21 protein-coding genes are annotated in these 25,962 nt (G+C 57.6%); 14 read left to right on the top strand and 7 right to left on the bottom strand.

Annotated features, from left to right (window positions below):
* Window positions 1-20 precede the first annotated feature (20 nt).
* The 4 genes from treY (at window position 21) to IEI95_RS05080 (ending at window position 6,028) form a co-directional block, all read left to right on the top strand.
* On the top strand, window positions 21-2,552 hold the full coding sequence (treY, locus tag IEI95_RS05095) for a malto-oligosyltrehalose synthase (RefSeq protein WP_156537292.1): 2,532 nt from the start codon (window positions 21-23) through the stop codon (window positions 2,550-2,552).
* 112 nt (window positions 2,553-2,664) lie between these two features.
* Entirely contained in the window at window positions 2,665-3,096 is a 432-nt protein-coding gene (locus IEI95_RS05090; RefSeq protein WP_156532645.1) for an OsmC family protein, read from the top strand.
* A 176-nt stretch (window positions 3,097-3,272) separates the two neighbouring features.
* Complete coding sequence (locus IEI95_RS05085; protein ID WP_156537291.1) at window positions 3,273-4,196, top strand: SHOCT domain-containing protein; 924 nt, start codon at window positions 3,273-3,275, stop codon at window positions 4,194-4,196.
* A gap of 350 nt (window positions 4,197-4,546) precedes the next feature.
* Window positions 4,547-6,028: an FAD/NAD(P)-binding protein gene (locus IEI95_RS05080; protein WP_194416108.1), complete on the top strand. Its 1,482-nt coding sequence runs from the start codon at window positions 4,547-4,549 to the stop codon at window positions 6,026-6,028.
* 397 nt (window positions 6,029-6,425) lie between these two features.
* Here the strand turns inward: IEI95_RS05080 and IEI95_RS05075 are convergent, their stop codons facing one another.
* The 3 genes from IEI95_RS05075 to IEI95_RS05065 are packed head-to-tail and all read right to left on the bottom strand — an operon-like array spanning window position 6,426 to window position 9,110.
* A complete protein-coding gene (locus IEI95_RS05075) occupies window positions 6,426-7,253 on the bottom strand; it encodes an ATP-binding cassette domain-containing protein (protein WP_194416106.1) in 828 nt (275 codons plus the stop codon).
* A gap of 5 nt (window positions 7,254-7,258) precedes the next feature.
* Complete coding sequence (locus tag IEI95_RS05070) at window positions 7,259-8,101, bottom strand: ABC transporter permease subunit (protein ID WP_234934164.1); 843 nt, start codon at window positions 8,099-8,101, stop codon at window positions 7,259-7,261.
* 40 nt (window positions 8,102-8,141) lie between these two features.
* A complete protein-coding gene (locus IEI95_RS05065) occupies window positions 8,142-9,110 on the bottom strand; it encodes an aliphatic sulfonate ABC transporter substrate-binding protein (RefSeq protein ID WP_194416103.1) in 969 nt (322 codons plus the stop codon).
* A gap of 382 nt (window positions 9,111-9,492) precedes the next feature.
* Here IEI95_RS05065 and IEI95_RS05060 point away from each other — a divergent pair, with 382 nt between their 5' ends.
* From IEI95_RS05060 to IEI95_RS05050, 3 genes are all read left to right on the top strand, one after another.
* Window positions 9,493-10,458 carry an aliphatic sulfonate ABC transporter substrate-binding protein gene (locus IEI95_RS05060; protein ID WP_194416101.1) on the top strand — a complete coding sequence of 322 codons (966 nt, stop codon included), beginning with the start codon at window positions 9,493-9,495 and terminating at the stop codon, window positions 10,456-10,458.
* A 25-nt stretch (window positions 10,459-10,483) separates the two neighbouring features.
* Complete coding sequence (gene ssuD / locus IEI95_RS05055; protein WP_156532651.1) at window positions 10,484-11,674, top strand: FMNH2-dependent alkanesulfonate monooxygenase; 1,191 nt, start codon at window positions 10,484-10,486, stop codon at window positions 11,672-11,674.
* 269 nt (window positions 11,675-11,943) lie between these two features.
* Complete coding sequence (locus IEI95_RS05050) at window positions 11,944-12,411, top strand: RrF2 family transcriptional regulator (protein ID WP_012653833.1); 468 nt, start codon at window positions 11,944-11,946, stop codon at window positions 12,409-12,411.
* 154 nt (window positions 12,412-12,565) lie between these two features.
* Here the strand turns inward: IEI95_RS05050 and IEI95_RS05045 are convergent, their stop codons facing one another.
* The 3 genes from IEI95_RS05045 to IEI95_RS05035 all read right to left on the bottom strand — a co-directional run bounded on the left by IEI95_RS05045 (window position 12,566) and on the right by IEI95_RS05035 (window position 15,836).
* Complete coding sequence (locus tag IEI95_RS05045; protein WP_194416100.1) at window positions 12,566-13,114, bottom strand: flavin reductase family protein; 549 nt, start codon at window positions 13,112-13,114, stop codon at window positions 12,566-12,568.
* 364 nt (window positions 13,115-13,478) lie between these two features.
* Window positions 13,479-14,651 (bottom strand): acyl-CoA dehydrogenase family protein, encoded by a 1,173-nt coding sequence (locus IEI95_RS05040; protein ID WP_194416098.1) that lies wholly within the window; start codon window positions 14,649-14,651, stop codon window positions 13,479-13,481.
* 273 nt (window positions 14,652-14,924) lie between these two features.
* A complete protein-coding gene (locus IEI95_RS05035; protein WP_194416096.1) occupies window positions 14,925-15,836 on the bottom strand; it encodes a LysR family transcriptional regulator in 912 nt (303 codons plus the stop codon).
* A 219-nt stretch (window positions 15,837-16,055) separates the two neighbouring features.
* On the opposite strand from IEI95_RS05035, the gene IEI95_RS05030 reads away from it, so the two are divergent.
* The 3 genes from IEI95_RS05030 to IEI95_RS05020 all read left to right on the top strand — a co-directional run bounded on the left by IEI95_RS05030 (window position 16,056) and on the right by IEI95_RS05020 (window position 21,483).
* A complete protein-coding gene (locus tag IEI95_RS05030; protein WP_194416264.1) occupies window positions 16,056-16,853 on the top strand; it encodes an alpha/beta hydrolase fold domain-containing protein in 798 nt (265 codons plus the stop codon).
* A gap of 58 nt (window positions 16,854-16,911) precedes the next feature.
* On the top strand, window positions 16,912-18,102 hold the full coding sequence (locus IEI95_RS05025) for an efflux RND transporter periplasmic adaptor subunit (protein WP_194416094.1): 1,191 nt from the start codon (window positions 16,912-16,914) through the stop codon (window positions 18,100-18,102).
* A gap of 180 nt (window positions 18,103-18,282) precedes the next feature.
* Window positions 18,283-21,483, top strand: a complete 3,201-nt coding sequence (locus IEI95_RS05020; RefSeq protein ID WP_194416091.1) for an efflux RND transporter permease subunit — start codon at window positions 18,283-18,285, stop codon at window positions 21,481-21,483.
* 82 nt (window positions 21,484-21,565) lie between these two features.
* Here IEI95_RS05020 and IEI95_RS05015 read toward each other — a convergent pair whose 3' ends face one another.
* Window positions 21,566-22,522, bottom strand: a complete 957-nt coding sequence (locus tag IEI95_RS05015; protein ID WP_194416089.1) for a LysR substrate-binding domain-containing protein — start codon at window positions 22,520-22,522, stop codon at window positions 21,566-21,568.
* 232 nt (window positions 22,523-22,754) lie between these two features.
* Here IEI95_RS05015 and IEI95_RS05010 point away from each other — a divergent pair, with 232 nt between their 5' ends.
* From IEI95_RS05010 to IEI95_RS04995, 4 genes are read left to right on the top strand one after another with little or no spacing between them, the layout of a single operon-like run.
* A complete protein-coding gene (locus tag IEI95_RS05010) occupies window positions 22,755-23,927 on the top strand; it encodes an alpha/beta hydrolase family protein (RefSeq protein ID WP_194416087.1) in 1,173 nt (390 codons plus the stop codon).
* Window positions 23,924-24,604, top strand: a complete 681-nt coding sequence (locus tag IEI95_RS05005) for an EthD domain-containing protein (protein ID WP_194416085.1) — start codon at window positions 23,924-23,926, stop codon at window positions 24,602-24,604. Before IEI95_RS05010 ends, IEI95_RS05005 begins: the two co-directional genes overlap by 4 nt.
* Window positions 24,605-24,636: 32 nt before the next feature.
* The gene (locus tag IEI95_RS05000) at window positions 24,637-25,584 is read left to right on the top strand and encodes a VOC family protein (protein ID WP_156532660.1); all 948 of its coding nucleotides are present in this window, start codon (window positions 24,637-24,639) and stop codon (window positions 25,582-25,584) included.
* A 17-nt stretch (window positions 25,585-25,601) separates the two neighbouring features.
* Window positions 25,602-25,961, top strand: coding sequence for a Rieske (2Fe-2S) protein (locus IEI95_RS04995; RefSeq protein ID WP_156532661.1), 360 nt, complete (start codon window positions 25,602-25,604; stop codon window positions 25,959-25,961).
* The last annotated feature ends 1 nt before the right edge of the window (window position 25,962 follow it).

Here is a 25,962-nt window from a genome sequence, read left to right as displayed (position 1 = left end):
GACACTATCAAGAGGGCAGCATGACCATCCCAACAGCGACCTACCGCCTGCAATTTCGAAACGGCATAACATTCGATCATGCGATCGACCTTATTGCGCATTTGAAATCGATGAGCATCAGCCATCTCTATGCATCGCCGATCTTCACGGCCACCCGTGGCTCCACCCACGGTTATGATGTAGTGGACGCCAACGAGATTGACCCGGCCATCGGTGGGAAAGCCGGTTTCGAGCGGATGTGCGCGGCGCTTGCAAAGGCGGATATTGGCCTGATCCTCGATATCGTTCCCAACCATATGGCGGCCTCAGTCGAAAATGCCTGGTGGTACGATGTGCTGCGCAATGGCAGCCGCAGCGCCTATGCCGGGCATTTCGATATTGACTGGAGCCGGAAGCTGACCTTGCCGGTGCTTGGCAAGACCCTTGAGGAGGCCCTTGGCGATGGTGAGTTGACTGTCATACGGGATGACAACGCTGACCGGTTTAGCCTTGCCTATTTCGAGACGCATATTCCCTTGAGCGATGAAAGCATTGCGCAGGCGCTTGTCTCTGAAAACAGCGACCGGGCGACCTTGGCCGAGGTGCTCGCGTCGCCTGAAAAAATCAGGGCTTTACTTGATGCCCAGCATTGGCAGCTTCAACATTGGAAACAGGCTGCCGAAAGCCTGAGCTATCGCCGCTTTTTCGAAGTCACCGGCCTGGTGGGTGTCTGCGTGGAAAAACCGCAGGTGTTTGAAGACAGCCACCGGCTGATCCTCGATCTGGTGCGCTCGGGGCAGGTTCAGGGATTGCGGATCGATCACGTCGACGGGCTGGCTGACCCGGCGGGATATCTCGACCGCCTGCGCGAGGCGGCGGGACCGCAGACTTATATCACCGTCGAGAAAATTCTGGGGGCAGGCGAGGTGATTGCGCCGAGCTGGCCGGTGTCCGGCACGACTGGGTACGAATTCATTACTGCTCTGTCGCACCTCTACATCGATGGCGAGGGGCTGGAGCGCCTTCAGCAGGCCTATAACGACACCGACGCCGGCGCTGCGGACTATGTCAAAGGCCTGCGGGACGCCAAGACCCGGATGGTTCAACGCAATTTCAAGGGCGAAGTCACCCGATTGGTGGCGCTGTCGCAATCGATTGGCACCAGCCACGGCGAGGACGAGTTGCGCAAGGCGATACAGGAATTGCTGATCGCTTTTCCTGTTTACCGGACCTATGGCTATCGCGGCGGTCTCGATACGCAGGACAAAATCGTCCTGGAACAGGTCGTTGCGCAGGCTCGGCTCTGGGGCGTGGACGAGGGTGCGCTTGGCGTTATTGAGCGCCTGTTGCTCGGCGGGTTCGAGGCGGAGGCGGCAGATGAGTTCCGCACCCGTTTCCAGCAGTTGAGCGGTCCTGTCATGGCTAAGGCCTTGGAAGATACGCTCTTCTACCGCTACAACCGCCTGGTTGCCGCAAACGAGGTTGGTGGTGAACCAGCCCATCCGCCGGGTGGTGTCCGCGCCTTCCACGCAGCGATGATCGAGCGCTTGCAGACCCAGCCGCATGGTCTCACTGCAAGCTCGACCCATGATACCAAGCGTGGCGAGGATGCGCGCGCCCGTCTCTACACCCTGTCGGAAGGGGCGGATGCCTGGATCGACGGTGTGAGCCGCTGGCGCCAGATGCATCGCGGCAATCTCACCTCTCTACCAGATGGTCCCGCGCCCGATCCGAATGTGGAGTGGATGCTGTACCAGGCTTTGGCGGGGATCTGGCTTGAGCCGACCGAAGCTACCGATCCTGCCGCGCTGGCCGACCGTTTTCTGGCCTATACTGAAAAAGCGCTTCGGGAGGCCAAGGTGCGAACGGACTGGGCCGAGCCAAACGAGGCTTTCGAACAGGCGGTTCGGACCTATGCCGAACAACTGGTGTCGCCAAAAAACCAAAGCTTCCTGACGGATTTCAGCGATACGCTTCAGCCCTTCATGGCGGCGGGCGAGGTCAATAGCCTTTCCCAGACGCTGATCAAGCTCACCGCGCCGGGTGTGCCGGATATTTACCAGGGAACCGAGGGCAAAGACGACAGTCTGGTCGATCCGGACAATCGTCGCATCATCGATTATCAGGCGCTGGCAGCCGAGATGCGTGCGCTCGTAAATGAGCGCCCCGTCTCTTTCATTCAGCGCAAGCAAAGGCTGATCCGAGAGGTGCTTGCCCTTCGCAGCCGCCATGCCAGCCTGTTCAATGATGGTGATTACGTGCCGTTGGAGGTCACTGGTCATGCCCGGGATAACGTCATCGCTTTCGCTCGGGTACGGGGCAATGATATCGCGTTGACCATCGCGCCAAGATTGGTGTTTGGCCGGATCGATCCTGAGACGGTACGGGTTGCCGCAGCGTTCTGGGCGGATACCATGATTGTTTGCCCTGAGGGCGTACAGGGGCCGTTGCACGATATTCTGTCAGGCCGGTCGTTCAATCGTGACCAGATGCTGGTTTCGAAATTGCTCGAAGGTGACGATATCGCCCTGCTGGTGACGTCTTCACTCACTGCACTCAACATTCAGGGGTAAGCGGAACCGATCGTGTGCCGGGGTGTTAACCCAACATCCCAGCCCATGACCCGCTTATGAACGGAGAGGCAGGGTCCCAGATTTGGGCCACTATGCATAAAAGGAGATTGCCATGAAGATCGAAAAATACGGTTCGGCCCAGTGGTCAGGTGGTTTGAAAGACGGCAAAGGCAAGGTTTCGACGCAGAGCGGCGCCTTGGATGCCTATCCTTACGGCTTCAACACCCGCTTTGAAGGCGTCACCGGCAGCAACCCGGAAGAACTGATCGGAGCTGCCCACGCGGCCTGCTTCACCATGGCCTTGTCGATGATGCTGGGCGAGGCTGGACTAACCGCCGAAAGCCTAGAAACCAAGGCCAATGTGACCCTGGAAAAGCAGGAGGCCGGTTTTGCCATCACGGCCATCGAGCTTGTCCTGAAGGGTAAAGTCCCCGGTGCCGATGAAGCCCGGTTTACGGAAATTGCCAATCAGGCCAAGGCTGGATGCCCGGTTTCCAAGGCTCTGGCTGCCGTGCCGATCAGCCTCAGCGTTACCCTGGGATAACAGGTTACCGGGGGTGGTATGGGTCCGGTCTGGCTTGAATGCCAGGCCGGGCTTTTGCGCTTTTTTAAAAAGATGATATCCCTTTTCAACACCCCTGTGATCACCGGCTGGCACGTGCTAGGCAAACTCAGCAGCTTGACAATCACGGATCGCTGCCAACCGCGAGGGACGCCGTTATGCCGACACTGAGTGACGAGGGCCAAGCGCGTCTGAGCGACATTGCCACCCGCCATGGGGTCAGCTTCGGGGCGGTCGAACATTTGCTGATGGCGCTGATGGCTGGCAACGGCTATCAGGCCCAGTTCAACCACCCGGATCTCGGTGGCATGGGGCAATGGTCGCAAGGTGGCATGACCATGGTTGGCGACATGTTCAACAATGGGCTGAAGGCCCGGGTTGATAATCTTTGCTCGGATATCGCCACGCTGCTGCAAACCAGCGATCTGCACCGCCCTGCATCCGGCTATGCATCATCGTCGCAATCACAGTCGCAGGGAAATGGCGGGTTCGGTAGTTTTTCGAGTGGTGTCAGTCTCTTCGTCCCCGGCAGTCTTTCAGCCGCAAATTGGTGGCCAGCCGATCTCGGCTTTCCGGCCTCGACCGGTGCTCAGAACAATTTGCGTTATGCGTTTTTTCCATCAAGCCGCAGACTGGCGATCGATATTGGCGGGCGCACGACAGTCTACGATACCAGAGACCACCAGATCGGCGGATTTTCCCAGCAACAGGGCGGCGACCAGACGCTGAGCTTCACCTCCCAATACGGTTTGGTGCGGATATCAGAGCTTGAAGTCGTGTCTCCCGGTGCGACTGCGTCCGTTACGAATGTGGTCGGCGAGGCCGCGACTGCGCCCCTCGCGCCAGTCATGCCACCCGTCGCCACTGTTTTTGACGATCCCGAGCCAGCGCGTGAGCCTTTGGCGTCGGAAATCCAGGCATTTTCGGCAGGGACTTCTCCCGTGCCTCTAGCCGCTCCCCCGGCAGCCAGTGACGATGAGATCTTTGCCAAGATCGAGAAACTCGCCGCCCTGCATGGCCGCGGCATCCTGACCGACAAGGAATATCAAGACAAAAAGGCCGATCTTCTGTCGCGTCTCTGATCGCAGACGAATCCTATTCGGTGCGTGACATGTCGTGTTTGGGGTGATGGGGTGGCCAAACGGGCGACCGCATAATGACGCCTGAATGGCAGGAGCATCCGTTCACAATAGGCTCCTGAGATGTTGTGTTGTTGAAAAAGCGCTGCAAAAATAGGCGCTTAGTTCCTGCTTTTCTCCACAAGGACAGGTCGTATTGTCCTGGATGCAAATACATCCAGTGGACATCCTTCAATTTAATCTATATATTTTATAGTCAATGCGCAGTGGCAGGAGTCGAGGACTGGCAAATTCAACAGGCACTCAGGGCATGCCTGTATGGCTATCCTGAAGGCCGCTTGATGGAGGGCATCATGCTCCAGTTTATTTCAGGGGTTTCTCACTTGGGGGCTTACCAAGCGAAAAGCAGCATTTCGACTGCCCGCAAGACAGTCGTTATTGTCGGTGGAGGGTTTGCCGGCGCTTCGGTAGCGCGGTTTCTGGCGGAGCGGCAGGACGAGGATCTGCAAATTCTGGTATTTGAGCCGAGAGCCGCGCTGGGGGCTGGTCTTGCCTATGATACGGAAGATCCGGCACTTCGTCTCAATGTTGAAGCAAACCGGATGATAGCCGATGCTAGGGAGCCACTCGCCTTTGCCGAGTGGTTACGGCAATCTGGCGCGCTTGCGGACGATCCTGACGCGCAGGTCGAATGCACAGGCAGTGATGCCACGCAGGTGTTTGCCCGCCGTGAAGCCTTCGGTCGTTTCATGGCGGAGCGGATGGCGCCTTATCTTGAAGAGGGTAGGATTCAGCACATCCGGGAGACGGTGGAAAGCGTGACCCGGATCGGGAGCCGCTGGTTGGTGACCGGCAATTTGGGTGCCTGGATCGAGGCCGATATCGTCGTCATGGCGGCTACCCACCCGGCTCCAAAGGCACCGCGGGCATTGCAATCAGCCCTGCAAGGTCATCCACGCTTCCTTACCAATCCCGTCGCGGGCCAGAGCCTTTGCGGTGTCCGTGCGACGGATCGGATTCTGGTGGTCGGCATGGGCCTGACGGCAGCGGATATTGTCGCCAGTTTAAGCGCTCGCGGCCATCGCGGCGAGATCACCGCCTTTTCAAGGCGCGGCATGTCGTCCCGCGGCCATACTCTTCAGCCCCAGGATTGGTCTTGCTCGTTCAGCGAGGATGATTGTCGCTCGGTAAGGTCGTTGATACGTGCCGTGCGGCGTGCGGTGTCCGATGCGCAGGCCCATGGCGTCACCTGGCATGCGGTGACCGATGCCCTGCGCAAACAGGGCCAGACCATTTGGGCGCGTCTCAATACGACGGAACGAAAACGGCTGTTGCGCCACGCCCGCCGTCTTTGGGACGTGCATCGCTACCGGCTGCCACCCCAGACACAAGCCATTTGGCAGCAGCGGTTGGCTGAAGGCAGTCTGACGCTTGCCTCAGGCCGGATGATCAAGATCGAGCGGGGTATCGAGACCATCGCCATTGATCTCGTGGTCGCCTCCACCGGGCTGGTGGAGCGGAAATTGTTCGACTGGGTGGTGCTGGCAACAGGCCCCGATCATGCCAGTGTCCTAAAATCGCAGTCGATGTTGTTGACGCTGGAAAGCACGGGCCACCTCCAGGCCGATGCTTATGGGCTCGGTATCGCCTGTGATGAGACCGGTCGGGCCATTGCTATCGGTGGGCGACCGCAAGCGGATATGTTTATCGCAGGCCCGCTGGCACGCGGTACGTTTGGCGAGCTTATGGGCGTCCCGGAAGTCTCCCGCCAGGCCGAACTGGTGGCAGATCGTATCGCCAATGCCGTCTTGGTTAGCCGCAGCGCTACTGCATAATTCCTTAAATCAGCGTAGATTTGAGGAGGAAAGCGCTACTGAGAATCTTTGAGCGCCTTTACAGGACACGACGCCCACGTTTTGGTGTGCCGTTTACCCCCCTCTGTCCTGCCGGACATCTCCCCCTCAAGGGGGGAGATCAGATCGTCTGAACCGCCTTTTTCAGAAAACTACCGACTATCAATAGAAGGCGGGTAAAATACAGGGCGAGAAGCCTGCTGCTTGCGATCTCCCCCCACGAGGGGGAGATGCCTGGCAAGGCAGAGGGGGGTGAGCCACGCATCAAAACGTTTGCGTCGCTTATTGTGGCGCGCCATATAACGTACACGGCGTTGTAGAGCGCAACAATATTCTGGTTTGCCAGCCCGGTCGCATCGATGCCGGGCTGGTATTCTCTTTATGCGGGGGCCGCGTCTCCCAGCAGTTTCTCCAATATCTGTGCTTCGATTGCTGCGCATTCCGCCGTGGCGTGCCGCCGTGGGCGTGGCAATGCAACCTTGAGATCAAGCGCGATACGTCCGGCGTCGATGACGACGATCCGATCAGCGAGGGCGACGGCCTCAGACACGTCATGGGTGACCAGTACCGCCGTGAACCGTTGCTTTTGCCAGATTCGTTCCAGCAATTGCTGCATTTCGATCCGGGTCAGCGCATCGAGCGCGCCCAGTGGTTCATCAAGGGCCAGGATATGCGGATGCGCCGCCAAGGCGCGGGCCAGCGCGACGCGCTGTTTCTGGCCGCCTGAGAGAACGGAGGGCCATTCGCTGGCCCGTGCGCCAAGGCCGACCTCTTCCAACAGGGCGCGGGCCGCCGAAAGCGCTTCCTTGCCCTTGGCAATTCCGGTCAGTCCGACGGCGACATTGTCGTCGATCTTTGCCCAGGGAAGAAGACGCGGTTCCTGAAACATCATTCGAACCCGGGCAGCATCGCTCTTGTCGGCATGATGGACAAGTTCGCCGGCACTTGGCTTGTCCAGCCCAGCCAGCAACCGCAGCAGGGTGCTTTTGCCGCAGCCGCTCTTGCCGATGATCGCCAGAAACTCTCCTTCTGCGACATCGAGGTTTATGCCATCCAGTACAGTCTGTGTCCCGAAACTCTTTCGGACATTGCGGAAGGAAAACGCCGGGCGGGCGCTGGCTAGCACCGGTTGGGATGCCTGTTCCTGTCTTGTTGCAGGATGTGCTTCCTGAACTGGCCGAAGCCGCGTTACTGTTGTTGCGGTCATGGGTCTTACCTCGCTGTCTGGTAGGCCGGATGCCATTGCAGGAACACGCGCTCCAGGAAACGGGCAAGCAGATCCGCCAGTTTGCCGAGCAGCGCATAGATGAGAATGGAAAGAACAACCACGTCGATCAGCAGGAACTCACGCGCCTGCATGGCCATGTAACCGAGGCCGGAAGAGGCGGCGATGGTTTCCGCGACGATCAGCGTCAGCCACATGATGCCAAGACCATAGCGCAGTCCGGCAAAGATCGCGGGCAGGGCGCCCGGCAAGATCACCTTGCGAAACAGCCGGGAAGGCTTCATGCCGTAGAGACGGCCCATTTCCACCAGTTGCGGATCGACGCTCTGGATACCCAGCAAGGTGTTGACATAGATCGGGAAAAACACGCCAAGCGCGACAAGAAAGAGCTTGGCCTCCTCATCGATGCCAAACCACAGGATGACCAGCGGGATCAGTGCCAGATGGGGAATATTGCGCACCATCTGCAAGGTCGTATCGGTAATGCCGCGGCTAAGGGCCGACAGGCCGTTGAGCAGACCGAGTGCGAAACCAATGCCGCCACCAATGGCAAAACCGGCCAACGCCCGTACGGTGCTGACGCCGATATTGTTTGGCAACTCCCCCGATAATGTCAGCCGCCAGAAGGCTTCTGCGACGGCAGACGGTGCTGGCAGCACGTTTTGCTGCAACAATCCAGCGCGCGACGATGCTTCCCAGGCAATCAGGATCAGCAAAGGCAACGCCCAGCCGATGCTGTTGCCAGCTAGCCGTGAAAGGCCAGCCCCGAACCATGCAAGTCCCAGCGAGGGTGCATGTCCGGCATCTTGTCTGATGTTTGAATTCTGCATCGCTTCAACTCCGGATCATTATCTTCAGTTGCCTGGGTCTTCAGTTGGTTGGCGCAACCCACACAGCGTCTTTGATGTTGATTTTCTTCGGGATCAGGCCGAGCCGGAAGAAACGGTCTGCCGTCTCTTGCTGGGTCGCGACGATCTCGTCGGTAATCTTGAAAATGCCGAACTCAGCCCGGTTGGCAGCCAAAGTCTGAGCATTGAGCGGCACGCCGGTAATGTCATGCAGGGCGGCGGCCAATTGATTGCGATTGTTGGCGGACCATTCCGCTGCAACAGTGAGCGCCTTCAATACGGTCGCCAATGTGTCGGGATGGCTTGCTGCAAAGTCGCGATTGGCGAGAAAATAGGTTTTGACGTCAAGCACGTCGCTGGAGCGGGCGAGCGTCACCAGATCATATCGGGTCTCGGCAATCGCCAGGAACGGGTCCCAGACGGCCCAGGCGTCCACCTTGTCGCTGGCAAAGGCTGCCGCCGCATCAGCAGGACCCAGATAGACCGGGGTGATCTCGTCAAAGCCGATCCCGGCCTTTTCCAGGGCAACCACGACGAGGTTATGGGCGCTGGTGCCTTTTCCGACCGCGACCTTGCGGCCTTTGAGACCGGCCAGATCCTTGATGCCGGAACTGGCCTTGACGACGATGCCTTCGCCCTTGCCATTTGGTGGCAGCGCCGCAGCATAGACAATGGCTGCACCGGATGCCTGACCGAAAATTGGCGGCGCATCTCCTGTCCAACCGACATGGACGGAGCCGACATTCAAGGCCTCGACCAGCGGCGGCCCGGCGGCGAACTCCACCCAGGATACCGAGGTCCCCTGCGATTTGAGAGCGGCTTCGATCACGCCCTGCTGGCGTGCGATGACGGGCAGACCTGTTTTCTGGTAGCCGATTTTCAAGGTACCCAGTCCTTCGGCCCGAGCGCGAAATGCAGCGCCAAGCGTCAGGGAGAAGGCGAGGGAGCCAAGGGCACCTGTCATTAACAGGCGGCGGGTCAATTCTGTCATGTTACGTCTCTTGAAAACTCGATTCCGGGCGATCGCGCCTTAGGTTAGAGTATATTGTCTATGGAAATAATGGAGATAAATTCGATCAATATTCCACGAACAGCGAAAACATTTTTCCTCATTCGACAGTTTTCCGGGTTGGGGCGTTCGGCGATGATGCCCTCATGTGGGTTGGGCCTGGGCCGGCGAAAACCGACCCCCGTGGCTGACTTCAGTCTCCGCATCTTCAGAAGAGACGAAATTCCGACCCCTGAAGACGGTAAAATGGCGGCAGGAAATTTCCGCAATCGTCCATAAAGCGAAAAATATTGCTTACAAATTCCATAGACTAAATCATCATATAGGCCTGACGAATGCGACAGACCGAAGAAAGAGACCGCTGATGATCAACCGCAGACAGACCCTTGGCTTGCTTGGCGCTGCCAGCACCATTCTCGCCTTGCCGGCAATCCGTACCGCCCAGGCGGCAACCACGACATTGCGGATCGGTTGGCAGAAGAATGGAGTGCTGGCGCTGGCCAAGCGCACAGGCGCGCTGGAAAAGCGTCTGGCTGCACGCGGCGTCACTGTGACCTGGGCTGAATTTACCTCAGGCCCGCCGCTTCTGGAAGCGCTGGGTGCCGGTGCGCTCGATTTCGGTCCGACAGGCGATGTGCCACCACTGTTTGCTCAGGCGGCGGGCGGCAATCTTCTTTATGTCGGCACGTACAAGGGAGCACCCTCCGGCACGGCATTGCTTGTCCATAAGGATTCGCCGATCCAGTCGATTGCCGATCTCAAGGGAAAGAAGCTTGCCTTCAAGCGCGGCTCGAGCGCCCACAATTTCGTGGTCAAGGCGCTGAAAACGGCCGGATTGACGCCATCAGATGTCAAGGCTGCGGATCTGTCGCCTGCCGATGCGGGGGCGGCATTCAAATCCGGAAATGTCGATGCCTGGGCAATCTGGGACCCCTATTTTGCGGTGGCCGAGACCGATCCTAATGCCAGGGTGCTGACGACCGCCAGCGGTATTGTCGACAGCTGGAGCTTTTATTTCGGCAATGGTGATTTCACCAGTAAAAACCCGGAGGTGATCACCGATGTGATCGATGAATTGCGCAAGACCGGCGTTTGGGCGCAGAGCCATCTGGATGAGACGATCACCGCGCTTTCGGAAATCACTGGCGTGCCGCGCGACACGACAAAGACCGTGCTGACCCGGCCCGGCGCCGATCTCGGTAGCGTTTCTACCCTGAACGATGAAGCCATCGCCTATCAGCAGGCCTTGGCCGACGAGTTTCACGCCCTGCAAATTCTGCCGAAGCCTTTGAAGATCGCCGAGATCGTCTGGCGCCCGAAGGCCAGCTGAACCATTTTCATGAAAGGACTTGTCCATGTCTAAAACGTCCAATGCGCAAAATGCGCGGCCCATCGATTTTCTCTGGTTCATCCCCACGTCGGGTGACGGCACCTATCTCGGCTCCAACGATCTGACCCGCCCGGTCGATCACGGCTATCTGCGTGAGATAGCCAGCGCTGTCGACCGGCTCGGCTATTACGGCGTATTGCTGCCAACCGGGGTCGCCTGTGAGGAATCCTTCGTCACGGCGGCGTCGTTGGCCGCCCATACGCAGAAACTGAAATTTCTGGTCGCCATTCGCCCTGGCACGGCGTCGCCCGCCTATTACGCGCGGTTGGCGGTCGCCCTGGACCGGGTCTCGAACGGCCGCACGCTGCTGAATATCGTTGTCGGCGGCAGCCCTTCGGAATTGGCGGGTGACGGTATTTTCGTCTCCCATGACGAACGCTATGCCCATGCCGACGAGTTTTTCACCGTCTGGGAAGATCTTCTGAGCAAGGGCCATGCCGACCTGAATGGCAAATATATTCGCGCCGAAGGTGCGCGCCTAGGCTTCCCGCCGGTGCAATCGCCACGTCCGCCGCTCTATTTCGGCGGCTCGTCGGACGCCGGGATCGACTTTGCCGCCCGTCGCGTCGACAAATACCTGACCTGGGGCGAGCCGCCAGCGCAGGTCAAGGAAAAGGTGGAGGCTGTGCGCGCTGCCGCTGCCCGCAGCGGGCGGGATGTCTCCTTTGGCATCCGTCTGCACTTCATCGTCCGTGAAACCGACGAAGAGGCCTGGGCCGCCGCAGACAAGCTAATCTCGAAACTGTCGGATGAAACCATCCGCGAAACCCAGGCCCGCTTTGCCAAGGAATCCGATTCTGTCGGCCAACGCCGCATGACCGAATTGCATAATGGCCGCCGCGACAAACTCGAAGTCTCGCCCAATCTGTGGGCCGGGGTGGGGCTGGTGCGGGCAGGGGCCGGTACGGCCCTGGTTGGTTCGCCGGAAACGGTGGCGGAGCGCCTGCGGGAATATCAGGCCATCGGCATTGATACGGTGATCGGCTCCGGCTATCCGCATCTGGAGGAAGCCTACCGTGTGGCGGAACTGCTGTTTCCGAAGCTTGGTCTGGGCAGGTCGAATGAAAACGACATTAAGCACAGCGACTTCGCCGATTCGAAAGTCTTTGCCGGCGGAGGCCATTCCGGTGGTTTCCGGGTCGTTTCCGGCTCCTGACACCCTTTAATTGTCGCTCATGCGCCATGCCGCTCCGGATTAAGCCGGGGCGGTGTTGCCTTTTTTGATGCTTCCATGCAACGAACGGCGGTGAAACGTCGGTCGATCTGACGTTTGCCAGCCACAATCCCTTGCGGCAAAGCTTGAATATGAAATACATAATTTTTATATGTTTTTAAAGTTCACGCTGTAGTTTGGCTTTATTGCCATGGTGAAATGCGGATGGGGCCGAGATTTGTCGGCCCGGAATGTTGGGAAAGCAGACAGTCATGCTGACGAAAAAAGGCAAATACGGTTTGAAAGCGCTGGTGGATCTGGCTCAGCTTGGACCGGGTGAAACAGCGTTCATCAGCGAGATTGCGCTCAGAAACAACATTCCGAAGAAGTTTCTCGACACCATTCTGCTCGAATTGCGCAATGGTGGCATCCTGCGGTCGAAAAAAGGCCCGGGCGGCGGTTACTCCTTGTCGCATCCCGCCAGCGAAATCCGTATTGGACACGCCATTCGCCTGCTGGATGGGCCGCTTGCGCCGATCCGTTGTGCCAGCCGCACTGCTTTTGAAGCTTGCGACGATTGCGCCGACCCGGTCAACTGTCAGGTCCGGCGGTCGATGACCCAGGTGCGGGACGCCATCGCGGCTATTCTCGATAATATGACTCTGGAACAATTCGTCGCTACGCCAAGCCTGAATGAGCTGACGCAGGATGAGCAGCAGGAAAAGCGCGCTACTGCATAATTCCTTAAATCGGCTTGGATTTATGGCTAAAATTATGCAGCAGATGTAAAGCGCTACGGCAGACCTCTAGTATGAAACATGTCCGTCGAATACAGAAATCAGCCTGCCGGATCTGAATAATCCGGCAGGCTGATTTTTTGCTTTGGCCGCAATGTCAGCCCAAAATCGGTGTGAAATTGCCGTAACGGCCGTTCTGATAGGCCAGTGGGTTGCCTTCGCCGAGCTGGATCGAAATGACCCGGCCAATGATGATGCCGTGGCTATGGCGGTCGATGATCTCTTCCACTTCGCAGTCGATTGCGGCGAGCGCGCCGACCAACAGCGACGCGCCGCTAGGCCCAACGATCCAATTTGACCCGTCATAGCGGGCCTCTCCCTTCAGCCCCCCAACGCCGGCAAAACGATTGGCGACAGGCTCGTCATGGCTCGCAAGGATGTTGAGGCCGAAATGACCATATTTCTGGATCACCGGATAGCTGGAAGAGGTCCGGTTTATGTTGACGATAACCGTTGGAGGATCGACCGACAAAGCGGTGGCGGAGGTGACTGTTGCACCCGTGCGCTCTGGCCCCTGGCCCGCCGTGATCACCGAAACCTGGCCGCTGACGTGGCGCATGGCCGATTTCAGCAGACCCGGATCGACGGACGGCTGCGGATAGGGCGTAGCGTTGGCGTCCTTGCGCGGCATGGTGAGGATCGTCATGAGCAATCTCCAATTGGCTGTCTTTTCCTGCCGGTCAAAATGGAATCTCACGGCTCTTTTGTCAAAGTAATCCATAATTTCAATAGATTAAATTATGAGAAGAAAATTCTAAAAAATGGCGGTATTTTGCATTCCTTGACCCGTAAACCTTTCAAGGCCGACATGCTGCCGACATAATGTGCTATAAACGGGAGAACCTATCAGATTTGGACTGAACCAGATGGGCTCTCACTTCTCTTGGCTTCAGTTGTCTTTTCACGAAAACCGGAGTCCACTTTTCCGAGAGTATTTTCAGCAAAAGTGCGCAGCGGGTTTGCGTCCGGAAATGCTCTAATGCAAACTGCTGGCAGCATTCATCGGCAAGTTATCCGTTGGAATCATCATCTGAAAAACCGCTCAAGCCAAGTGTGCCTTTGCGCAAAAGCGAAACGATGATAGCGGCTTCAGCACTTTGGAACTCGACACCGCCAAGAGGCGTGGTTGCATGTGCAAAGCGTGGGTCCGCTGCGACAGACTGAGCGATTGTCGAGGCTTCTACGGCGGCTGCATTGGCTGCCGATGCGATCAGGAAGGCGGTATGTCGATGCCGGTCCTGTGTGCCGATCTGGGCGGCATCGATGGCGCTGGCGGCTTTCTCGATCACGGCTTCGGCTGTTGCCAATCGCAGGGCGGCATCGGCGATGGCGCCGGTTTTTGATGGGTCAAAATCGGGTTCGAACGTGTCATCAGGCAGATGAGAGGGGGCCAATACCGGGCTTCCGAACAATTGGCTGAACGCAGCTTTGCCTCTCCCTAGTTCCACCGCTGCCTGCAAAAGCAGCTCCATGGCCTGAGGCACATCCGGCCCCTGTGCCGGACGGCGGGTCTGCAATTGCCCGTCCTTTTCTCCTCTCTGGTCGCGAAACAGCACCGGTTCACCTCGATCCGGCTGGCTTTTGTCTGAAAGGGAATTGGCGATCGGCGTCATCGTCGCCGTTCCCCCAGGGAAAAACAGATGGGCTGGCTCTTCAACCTGGTCATGGACGGAAACCATGATCCAATCGGCAGAAGTAGCGTTCGGTGACGCCATGCCGGTGCCATTCAATGACCAGCCAAGTCCGTTATAGGAAAGGTGCAGGCCCCTGTCTTTCAGGCTTGCCGCAGACGGTGCTTTGACGCGTGCCAGACGCATGCCTGCCAGTGCGGCAGCAAAGAAATAGGATTTCTGCGCTTCGCTGCCATGGCTGCGCAACAGCTCCAATGCACTATAATGGCCCGCAAGCATAGCCCCCAATGTGGGGCAAGCCTTTGCCAAAACACAGCAAATGGTCGATAACAACACATTCGAAACGTCGATCCCGCCGTAATCGGTCGAGACGGAAATGCCGAGTAGCCCCGACCTGAGCAGATGGTCGAGGATTGTTTTTTCATAGGACCCGTCATCTGCCGACACTGCAGTTTCGGCCAGGAGATGCGCACAGCCAAGGGCTTCGTCTTCGGCTTTGATGAAGGCAACTGGTCTAGCCAGTCGGTCGAAAACGGGCGAGAATGTTCCCATGACGGCATCTCCCTTTTGTCTCGATTTCGAAATTCCGGACAAGAGCATTTCCAGGAAAAGTGGAAACCGGTTTTCCGTCCGGAAATGCGTAAAAACAAAGAGTTAGAGCGTTACTGCGATGACATGTAGGGCAGAAACGCTCTAGTGACGTGTCTTCCCGCTTCACGAGAGCCGCAGCCCGCCAAACAGGTGGGCAATAAACGATATTATCATATCGATAGATTTTGTATAGTTTCCTTTTCAAAGGCTTGTGGGGTCTGTGACGTCGTTGTTTCAGCCCTCATTGAGCCTGGCTTCGAGCAGGAGTTTTACCAGCCAATCAACGAAAACCCGGACCTTGTTGCTCAAATGCCGGTTTGGCGGATAGACGATGTAGAGAGGAAGCGGCTCACGCCTCCAATCCGCCAGCACTTGCACCAATTCGCCCGATGCGATGAGGCTGGCGGCCATGAACCGGGGAATCGGCGCGATGCCAAGGCCGTTCTGGGCGCAGGTCATATATGTGCGGCTATCGTTGACCGACACGATGTAGCGGGCGCTGATCTCCAGCTCTTCCTTGTCCTTTTTGAACGTGAACGGCATTTTCCGGCTATTGTTGCTGCTGAAATAGTTCACGCAGTAGTGGTGGTTTTCCAGATCGCGCGGATGGGCCGGGATGCCGAATTTTTCGATGTAGCGGGGTGCGACGCAGGTGATCATTTCTACGTCGCAAACCCGTCTGGCGATCAGTGACTGATCGGAGGGCGTCCCGGCCCGCAAGGCGCAATCGACGTTTTCGGCAAGATAATCGACCATCCGGTCGCTGACGCCGAGATCGATGTGCATATCTGGAAATTTCTGATGAAAGTCGCAGAGGGACGGCACGACAATCCAGTCGGAAAAGGCGCCGGACATTTCGACACGCAAACGTCCGCGGGGTGTGCTTTGCGCATTGGAAAGACTTTCGTCCAGCTCAGTCAGTTCCGAAACGATCTGAACCGCTCTCTCATAATACAAGGCCCCGTCCGTCGTCACCATGACACGACGAGTGGTGCGGTTGAGCAGTTTGGTTTGTAAATGGGCTTCCAACCCCTGAATAAGATTGGTGACCGTTGCCTTCGGCATATCAAGCCGTTCAGCCGCACGCGTAAAGTTGCCGGTTTCCACCACGCGAATAAAGGCACGCATTGCCGAGAGCTGGTCCATGGGAGTTGGCCTTGTTGATGTGCGTTGCACTATTATTCGAAAATACGAACAGTGTAGTAAGAAAACGTCAGCTTGTTCCGATTGGCGAATAACAATAGATTTTACATGAAATTGCAAGCGTGCATATCATATCTCGTCTCGGTGACTGCTGGTCGGACCAGAGAAAATTAGGGGTCCCGAAAATGGGGGCTTAAGGAAGTCGAAGCAATGTCGGTGCCAATGCCGGTACAAGTGAAAGATATGGTGCTGGACAAGCTGGCCGTCGGGCCGGTGTCGGCGCGTGTCTATCAGGGTGCCGAATATGGCAAGGGGCCGCCGGTCGTGTTGTTCTTTCACGCAGGTGCCTTCATGGCATCCGGCGTGGTGGACAATTCGGTTGCGGCCTGTCTGGCGAGGACCGGCGCTATCGTGGTGGTGCCGGACTACAACGCGCCGCTCGGGCCGGTCTTCCCCAGTCCGCTTGAGGTGGGCTTTTCGATTTTCTCCTATCTCGCCAACAAGCGTGCTGGGCTTGGCGACCGTAAATCACTGCTGTTGCTGGCAGGCGTTGAGGCGGGTGGTAATATTGCAGCCAGCGTCGCGCTGAAGGCACGTGACCATTTCGCTGACCAACTTGACGGCCAGATCCTGCTGTCGCCGCTGCTCGATCCATTCATGGGGACGGCGTCCATCCGTGAAGCTGAAGCCATCGGCATGCGGGAGCGCTGGGCGGAAGGCTGGAGCCGTTATCTGAGCGGTGGCGGATGCCATCCTTATGCGGCACCTTGCCTCTGTTCGCGTCTCGCTGGCGTCGCGCCTGCTTTGGTTTTGAGCGCTGAGGATGATCCGCTGCGTGATGAAAGTCTTGCGTTCGCGCAAAGCCTGAAACAGGCAGGCGTTAAAACCTGTAGCCAGATCCTGTCTTCCGGAAAGGGCTGGTCATCCATCTATGGCGGTCAACATATCCATGCATCGGCATGGGAGCCTGAGCTTGAAAGCCAGTTCGAAGACTTCGTTAAACAGATCAGCATTCGCTAGAATGTCGTGAAACCTGAATGAACAATGGCGGCCTGTGGGGGCCGCAAGGAGATTGCCAATGTCATCCAGAAAACAACGCTGGGCCCTTATGGGCGCCGGCCTGGGCCTTGTTGTGTCCATTTCAGCCGTATCCGTGGTTCTTCAATTGCCGATGAGCGGTGCAGCGACGGCTGCCTCTGCGGCTGCACCGGTTCCTGCCGTGCCGGTCACGGTTTCCAAGGTTTCCAGCCGGAATTTCACCCGCTGGGAGCTGTTTTCCGGCCGTCTCGAGGCCGTTGAACGGGTCGATGTGCGGCCACGGGTCGGCGGAGCCATCCAATCCGTCCATTTCCGAGAGGGCGCGCTGGTCAAGGCAGGCGATCTGCTGTTCACCATCGATCCCGCCCCGTATCAGGCCGCTGTCGATCAGGCGGAAGGCCAGTTCGCTTCCGCTGAAGCCAAGGTCGATCTTGCCAGGATCGAACTGGATCGCGGCTTGAAACTATCGGGCAACAGCACGATCTCGCAAAGCGACATGGACCAGCGCCGCAATAGCTTTACGCAGGCTCAAGCCGCTATGGGAACCGCCAGAGCACAGCTGCAATCGGCTCAACTGGAGCTGGATTATACCCAGGTGCGCGCCCCGGTTTCCGGTCGCGTCGGTAAGCTTGAGGTTACTGCAGGCAATCTGGTGGCCTCGGGTTCGTCGTCCTCTGTCCTGACCACGCTGGTGTCAGTCGATCCGATCTATGCCAGCTTCAATGTCAGTGAACAGTTGGTGGCCAAGGCTCTTTCGCAACTGCCGCAAACCGGGGCGGCCTTGGCCGACATTGACCGCATTCCCGTTGAAATCGGTACTTTGGCCGATGACGGCACGCCGATCAAAGGCAAGCTGCAATTGATCAACAACCAAGTCGATGCTGCCAGTGGTACGATTGGCGTGCGCGCCGTCTTCGACAATCCGGGCGGCAGGCTTATCCCAGGCCAGTTCGTGCGGGTGCGCATGGGACAACCCGTGCCGGAAAACAAGATTCTGGTCAGCGAACGGGCGATTGGTACCGATCAGGACAAGAAATTCGTTTTCGTGGTCGATGCCGATAACAAGGTGAATTACCGCCAGATCCAGTTGGGCGCCGTGGCCGAAGGCCAGCGTGTGGTGGAAAGCGGGCTTGCTGCTGGCGATACGATCGTCGTCAACGGTCTGCAACGCATCAAACCGGGCGCGGTCGTTGCACCGCAGCCGGAAGAAAAGCTCGCGGCGTCGAAGTAAGCATAGCCTGCGCATCGACCTGATGCCTCGTCCGTAAGCTGCGAACACTCGTCAGGTCCAATATCCTCCCGGCAGCCAAGGCCGCCGGGCAGGACTGTCATATCCATATCCACCGTTTGCCGGACGAAACATCGCTTTTGTCCGAGGGCGGAGTTGTTTCACGCCGGAGAGGGCTTTGAAATGAACATTTCCCGATTTTTTGTCGACCGCCCGGTGTTTGCCGGGGTGCTGTCGGTGCTGATCGTCGTGGCCGGGTTGATCGGCATGCGGTCGCTGCCGATTTCCGAATATCCCGATGTCGTACCGCCGTCGATTGTCGTGCGGGCCACTTATCCCGGCGCCAATCCGAAGGTGATTGCCGAAACTGTGGCGACGCCGCTGGAAGAGCAGATCAATGGTGTCGAAGGCATGCTTTACATGTCGAGCCAGGCGACCTCGGACGGCGTGATGACGCTGACTGTGACCTTCAAACTCGGCACCGACCCCGATAAGGCCCAGCAACTGGTGCAGAACCGGGTGTCGCAGGCCGAACCGCGTATGCCGGAAGAGGTTAAGAGCCTCGGCGTGACCACGGTCAAAAGCTCTCCCGATCTGATGATGGTCGTCAACCTGATCTCCCCAGACAATCGCTATGACATTACCTACCTGCGCAATTACGGCGTCCTGAACATCAAGGACCGGCTCGCCCGGATTGCGGGTGTCGGCCAAGTTCAAATCTTTGGCTCCGGCGATTATTCCATGCGTATCTGGATCGATCCGCAGCAGGCGGCCGAACATGGCTTGGCGGCCAGCGATATTACCACTGCCATCCGCGCGCAGAATGTCCAGGCCGCTGCCGGTATCATCGGTGGGTCGCCAAGCCTGCCGGGGGTTGACGTACAGCTGAATGTCAACGCACAGGGGCGGCTGCAAACGCCAGAGGATTTTGGCAATATCATCGTCAAGAGCGGTGCAAACGGCCAGATCACCCGATTGCGCGATGTCGCCCGCGTCGAGCTTGGCGCTTCCGATTACGCACTGCGCTCCCTGCTGGACAGCAAGGCCGCAGTCGCCATTCCTGTTTTCCAGGCGCCCGGCTCCAATGCCATCACCATTTCCGATGAAGTGGTGAGGACGATGGATGAGCTGCAATTGGCCATGCCAGAAGGCGTGAAATACGAAATCGTCTACGACACCACCAAATTCGTCCGGTCTTCCATCGAGAAAGTAGTCGATACCCTGCTGGAAGCCGTGGCGCTGGTCGTGCTGGTCGTCATCCTCTTCCTCCAGACCTGGCGGGCGTCGATCATTCCGCTGATCGCGGTTCCGGTGTCGATCATCGGCACATTTGCCGTGATGTATGCCTTCGGCTTTTCTATCAACGCCCTCAGCCTGTTCGGACTGGTTCTGGCCATCGGCATCGTCGTGGATGATGCCATCGTCGTTGTCGAAAATGTCGAGCGCAATATCGAAAACGGCCTGTCGCCCCGTCAGGCGACCTACCGTGCCATGAAGGAAGTGTCGGGGCCGATTATCGCCATCGCCCTGGTTCTGGTGGCGGTCTTCGTGCCGCTGGCCTTCATTTCCGGTCTGTCGGGCCAGTTCTACCGCCAGTTCGCCTTGACCATCGCCATTTCGACCGTGATCTCGGCGCTGAATTCGCTGACCCTGTCACCGGCGCTTGCCGCTCTGCTTCTGAAGGGACACCACGCACCGAAGGACCGGCTGACGCGCGGCCTGGATTTCATGCTTGGCTGGTTTTTCAGAGGTTTTAACCGTGTCTTTGGCGCTGGCTCCAATGCTTACGGAAAAAGCGTCGGCGGTCTTCTCTCACGCAAAAGCATCGTCATGGTGGTTTATCTGGCCCTGGCTGGCGCCACCTATGGCCTGTTCAATGCTGTTCCGGGCGGGTTCGTGCCGGCACAGGACAAGCAATATCTGATCGGTTTTGCCCAATTGCCGGATGCCGCCAGCCTTGACCGTACGGAAGATGTGATCAAGCGGATGAGCGACATTGCGCTTGCCCAGCCGGGCGTGGCGCACGCCATCGCTTTTCCGGGCCTGTCGATCAATGGCTTCACCAATTCCTCCAATGCCGGCATCGTGTTTGTGACCCTGAAGGATTTCGACCAGCGCAAGACGCCTGATCTGTCCGGTGGGGCGATTGCCATGCAGCTGAACCAGAAGTTTTCCTCCATCCAGGATGCCTTCATCGCTATGTTCCCGCCGCCGCCCGTCCAGGGTCTCGGCACGACCGGCGGTTTCAAGCTGCAATTGGAAGACCGGGCTGGATTGGGCTATCAGGCGCTGGACGAAGCCACCAAAGCGTTTCTGGCCAAGGCCTATCAAACACCGGAGCTGACTGGCCTGTTTTCCAGCTTCCAGATCAATGTGCCGCAGCTCTATGCCGATCTTGATCGCGCCAAGGCAGAACAGCTCGGTGTTTCCGTTACCGATGTGTTCCAAACCCTGCAAATCTATCTGGGCTCACTCTATGTCAATGACTTCAATGCCTTTGGCCGAACATACAGCGTTCGCGCCCAGGCCGATGCCAAGTTTCGGGCCACGCCCGACAATATTGGTCAGTTAAAGGTGCGCTCCGCATCGGGCCAGATGATCCCGCTGTCTGCGCTGCTGCGGGTCGATCCGACAACGGGGCCGGAACGCACCAACCGCTATAACGGCTTTCTGGCTGCTGATATCAATGGGGGGCCGGCACCCGGATTCTCATCCGGTCAAGCACAGGCGGCAATTGAAAAGATCGCAGCTGATGTACTGCCGAAAGGCATCGGCTATGAATGGACCGATCTGACCTACCAGCAAATCCTGGCGGGAAGCTCGGGCTTCCTGGTGTTTCCACTCGCTTTGCTGCTGGTCTATCTTGTGCTTGCCGCGCAATACGAAAGCCTGACTCTGCCTTTGGCGATCATCATGATCGTACCGATGGGCGTATTGGCTGCACTGACCGGGATCTGGCTGACCGGAGGAGACAATAACATCTTCACCCAGATCGGCCTGATCGTGCTTGTCGGGCTCTCAGCCAAAAACGCCATCCTGATCGTCGAATTTGCGCGGGAGCTGGAATTTGAAGGCAGGACCCCGGTTCAGGCGGCTATCGAGGCCAGCCGCTTGCGTCTGCGCCCAATCCTGATGACATCCATGGCCTTCATCATGGGCGTCGTACCGCTGGTCACCTCAACCGGTGCTGGGGCCGAAATGCGTGCGGCCATGGGTATTGCGGTGTTTTCCGGCATGATTGGCGTGACGGTCTTCGGCATTTTCATGACGCCGGTCTTTTACGTGCTGATCCGCAAACTGGCTGGCAATCGTCCGCTGGTGCAGCATAACCACGATGACCATGAGCAGGACAATGACAGGCCAATGCGTATGGCGGCCGAGTAAGGCAAACGAAGTGCCGTTGCGCTTCTGAGGCGCAGCGGCACGTCGCTGTTTATGTTCTATTTTTACGGTTCGACGACAGCGATCAGCCGGAAAGGATGTCATGCTCCTTATGCCGATCGGGCTCCATTTTTTCCTGACGAACTCTCGCTGCTGCCTCGTGCATCTGGGATCGGAACCAGACCAGTGCGGGATCGCGGGTGCGATAGCTGTGCCATTGCAGGCACTGTAGTAATGGTGGCAGAGGGAAAGGCGGGTCCATGATGCGGATACCGCCCAGATTGAGCATGCATTCCGCCAGGCTGCGTTGAACCATGGCAATGCGTTTCGAGCCACGGATAAGGAAGGGCAGGGATGAAAAGGAAAAGGTTGAAGCCTCCACCTTGATCTTCAGGCCGAGCTTGTCGCAGGCGCGTTGGGCAAAGGTCTCTCCGCCATTGGGCGGCTGCATCACCACATGACCTGCGGCAAGAAAATCATTTTCCGTCATAGGCCCTTGTGCCAGCGGCCCGTCCGCATCCACCACGCAACAGATCTGGTCTTCCAGGAAAGGTTCCGATGGGTGATTGGTCGAGCAAAAATCGCTTGGCGCCACCAATAGATCCGCTTCTCCGCGCTCGAGAAGGAGATGGGGATAGTTTTGTTGTGGTTGGAAATGGATTTGCACACCCGGGGCCAGCGCCGACACCTGCCGAAGAAACGGCGGCATGATCGTATTGAGGGTATAGTCAGACACGATGAGGTTGATACTGCGTGTCGATTCATGGGGAATGAAGGACGGCGTCGAAACGACGGCCGCCTCGATGCGCACGATAATGTCGCGCAAGGGCAGCTCCAATGAGGCGGCGAGCGGCGACAATTCCATGGATCGCCCGACCTGAATCAGCAGCGGATCGTCGAAATAATCGCGCAAGCGCCCAAGTGCGTTGCTCATCGCCGATTGGGTGATGAACATTTCGTCTGCGGCCCGGCTGACATTGCGAACCCTGATCAGCGTGTCGAGCGCCACCAGCAGATTAAGGTCCAGATTCTTGAAGCGCATGATTGTCCCCCTCCCAAGGAATCCCTCGAATAACCAGCCAAATTATCGGGGGATCAATCGATTCATGTATTTATTTTAAAAATACAAATCATTCATCAATGCAATTTTGTAAACGAGTTTTTCTTCAGTACATCTTGGGTCAGGGAGGAAATATCGTTGCTTGGCCTTAACGCTGGCAGCGCGGTTCTCCCATCGCCTAAATCGCCCGAGGAGGCGAGTTCGAGGAGACCCGATGTTTAAGTATTTTCCGACCAATTATGTCTGGAACCTGTCTGTCGATCTGTCGATCGAGATGGGTGCCCGGATGGGCGAGATCGAAGAAATGTGCGCCCCATTGCAGGAGGCGGCCAAGGCGCCGGACGCCGCCGGGACACAAGCGTTCCGCGAGACCTGGATCAAGATGGCGGACAAGCTGGTGTCCCTCGCCGAGGAAGACGAAGCCAAGGGCAGGTTGATTTCTGCGGGTGACAAGCTGATCCGCGCCGCCAATTACATGCTGACTGCGGAACGGTTGCTTGCCCATGGTTCTGAGGGCCGGGTAGCCTTGTACAAGCGCTTTCTGGATGCGTTCGAAAAGGGTTTGAAGCTTTCCGGCTCGTCCTGTCGCCGGGTTGAGATTCCCTATGAGGGCAAGCATCTGTCCGCTCTTTACGTACCCGCCGAACGTGTCGAAGGTGCCGCACCGCTTCTGGTCCAGGTCAATGGTCTCGACAGTACCAAGGAAATGAAGCTTTTGGTTGGGTTGCCGGTGTGGCTTGCCAAGCGCGGCGTCGCTTCGCTGATCGTCGATCAGCCGGGTACGGGGGAAGCCCTGCGCCTTCAAGGACTGACGGCCCGTTATGACAGCGAGCACTGGGCGAGCCGTGTGGTCGATTGGCTGGAAGGTCAGCCGGATATCGATGCCAAGCGGATTGGCATGGAAGGCGTTTCACTTGGCGGTTACTATTGCCCCCGTGCTGTCGCCTTCGAACCACGCTTTGCCTGCGGTGTTGTCTGGGGTGCCAATCACGATTGGCGCGATGTTCAGAAAAAGCGCCTCGCCCGTGAGGGCAATCTCCCCGTTCCTCATTACTGGAGCCATGTCATGTGGGTCTGGGGTGCCAAGGACATGGACGACTTCATGGAGATTGCCGAAAAGGTTCATCTCAATGGCATTCTGGATCGAATTCATGTGCCTTTCCTTGTCACTCACGGTGAAAAAGATAGCCAGATTCCCCTGCAATGGGCTCATGCCACCTATGACCAACTGGTCAATAGTCCCAACCGCGAACTGAAGATTTTCGACGAGCGTACTGGAGGCATCCAGCATTCCAGCTTTGATAATTCGGCAAATGCCGGTGCCTATATTGCCGACTGGGTAGCAGAGGTCCTGGGCGGACGCATCGCAGTTAGGAAAACACCATGACCATCAAACTCATGATCTGCGGCCGTCGTCGTTTGGGTCAGACGCTTGCCGAGCACCGCACGCATATGAAGGACCATCACGGCAAGATCGTGCTGGATTATATTGCCCTTGATCCAATGAACGCGCCAAAGCGCTATGTTCAGAACCATGCGTTCGATGGTGTCTATTTTGGCGGTGAGCCGCAGGTCAAGGCACTGGCAATTGGCGTGGATTTCGTCACCGAGGTCTGGGCTCAGGATCTGGCAGGGTTGAAGGCGTCACGCGAGACGCCGTTCTATCTGCAATATCTCAAGCCCGATGAGCCGGAAATGGTCGATGACGCCACTCTGATCGGCTTACCCTACTCGGAAGAGATAATCATTCCGGTGCAGTCGCGTGAAGGTGCCGTGAAAGTATTCCTGGCCTGGTTTGGCGAAACGCCAGACGTCCATGCTGTTTTGGATGTGATCGATACGGCTTCTCACGGATTGCTCGGATATTCCCGCAACACGCCATTGTTTCCCGGCCCGGTCGCAGCCATCGACGAATATTGGCTGCCGAATGAGGGTGCTGGCGTCGCCTTCACAAAAGCCTGCCGCGACGCCATCAACGGGCTTCGCCCCGGCGATACCAGCTTTAGCCTGACCATTGCCCGCGAATATGTTCTCCACGCTGGTCACCTAGACCTCGCAAAATAAATGCCAGACGTTATGAAGGAAAGGAATGTCCCATGAACATCATCGGACCCGATTATCTTGTCTTTGGTGTCGATAATGTCGCAGCTTGCTGCGAATATCTCACGGCTTTCGGCCTGAAGCCGGTGGATGTTACGGATGCCGGTGGCTTGTTTGAAGCGTTGGACGGCACGGGAATAATCGTTCGCCACGCGTCCGATCCGTCTTTGCCTCCGCCGCTGCCAACCGCGAACATGCTGCGCCAGCAGGTTTATGGTGTACGCGCAGCGGAAGATCTGGATGCGATCGAAGCCGAGCTGTCCAAGGACCGTCGCGTCACGCGGCTGTCCAACGGTTCGATCGAAGTGAAGGACAGCCATGGGTTAGAGCTCAAATTTCAGGTATCGATCCGCCGGGAACTCGACATGCCAGCGGAAAAGATCAATGCACCTGGCGCACCGGCCCAGCGCAAACCGAACGAAATCGGCGTATGGGAAGAGATGCCGGCACTGCCGCGCTCACTCAGCCATGTGGTGTTGTTCATTCCCGATATCGAGATCGCAACCGAGTTTTATTGTGATCGCCTCGGCTTCGTCGTCACGGATACCTTGAGTGGGGCAGGTCCGTTCCTGCGGCCCAAGGCAAATGATGATCATCACACGCTGTTCTTCATTCGCACGCCGGACTACATGAAAGGCTGCGAGCATCTCGCCTTCCATATGGGTGGGCCGACGGAATTGATGGTTGCGGGAACGCGCTTCGTCAAAAAAGGCTATCAGAGCTTCTGGGGACCTGGCCGTCATAAGTTCGGATCGAACTGGTTCTGGTATTTCAATAGTCCCCTTGGCTGTCACTTCGAATACGACGCCGACATGGACAAGCACGACGACACATGGGTGGGCCGTGACGTACCAATCAGTGCCGAGGCGTCTCAGCTCTTCCTCTTCGAGATGCGCGAGAAGTGGATGCCCGGTGGCGGTCCGCCTCCCGGTGCAAAGTCCTGACGTGATGGAAAGAGACCATGTCATCCCGACAATTCCTCTGCCGACAGGATGCCATTGGCGAGGGCGAGGCTAAAGGCTTCGGCCCGCTTGAAGGCTTCCGTCGCAAGATCATCGTGGTCAGACGTGACGGCAAGCTCCACGCCTGGCTCGATGCTTGCCCGCATTATTCCAGCGGAACGCCGATGGCCTGGAAGACGGATGCCTATTTCAACGGCGAGAAAACACATCTTGCCTGCCATTCCCATGGCGCCTTGTTTGATTTGGAGACGGGAGAATGTGTGCTTGGCCCTTGCCTGGGGCAAGGATTGACACGAGTGGATATTGCAGTGGGTGAGGAAGGCGAGGTTTTCGCTTTGGTAACTGCGGAGGAGGAATAAA

Source organism: Agrobacterium vitis (genome assembly GCF_014926405.1).
Lineage (GTDB): Bacteria > Pseudomonadota > Alphaproteobacteria > Rhizobiales > Rhizobiaceae > Allorhizobium > Allorhizobium vitis_H.
This window is presented reverse-complemented; position numbering and strand designations above follow the sequence as displayed.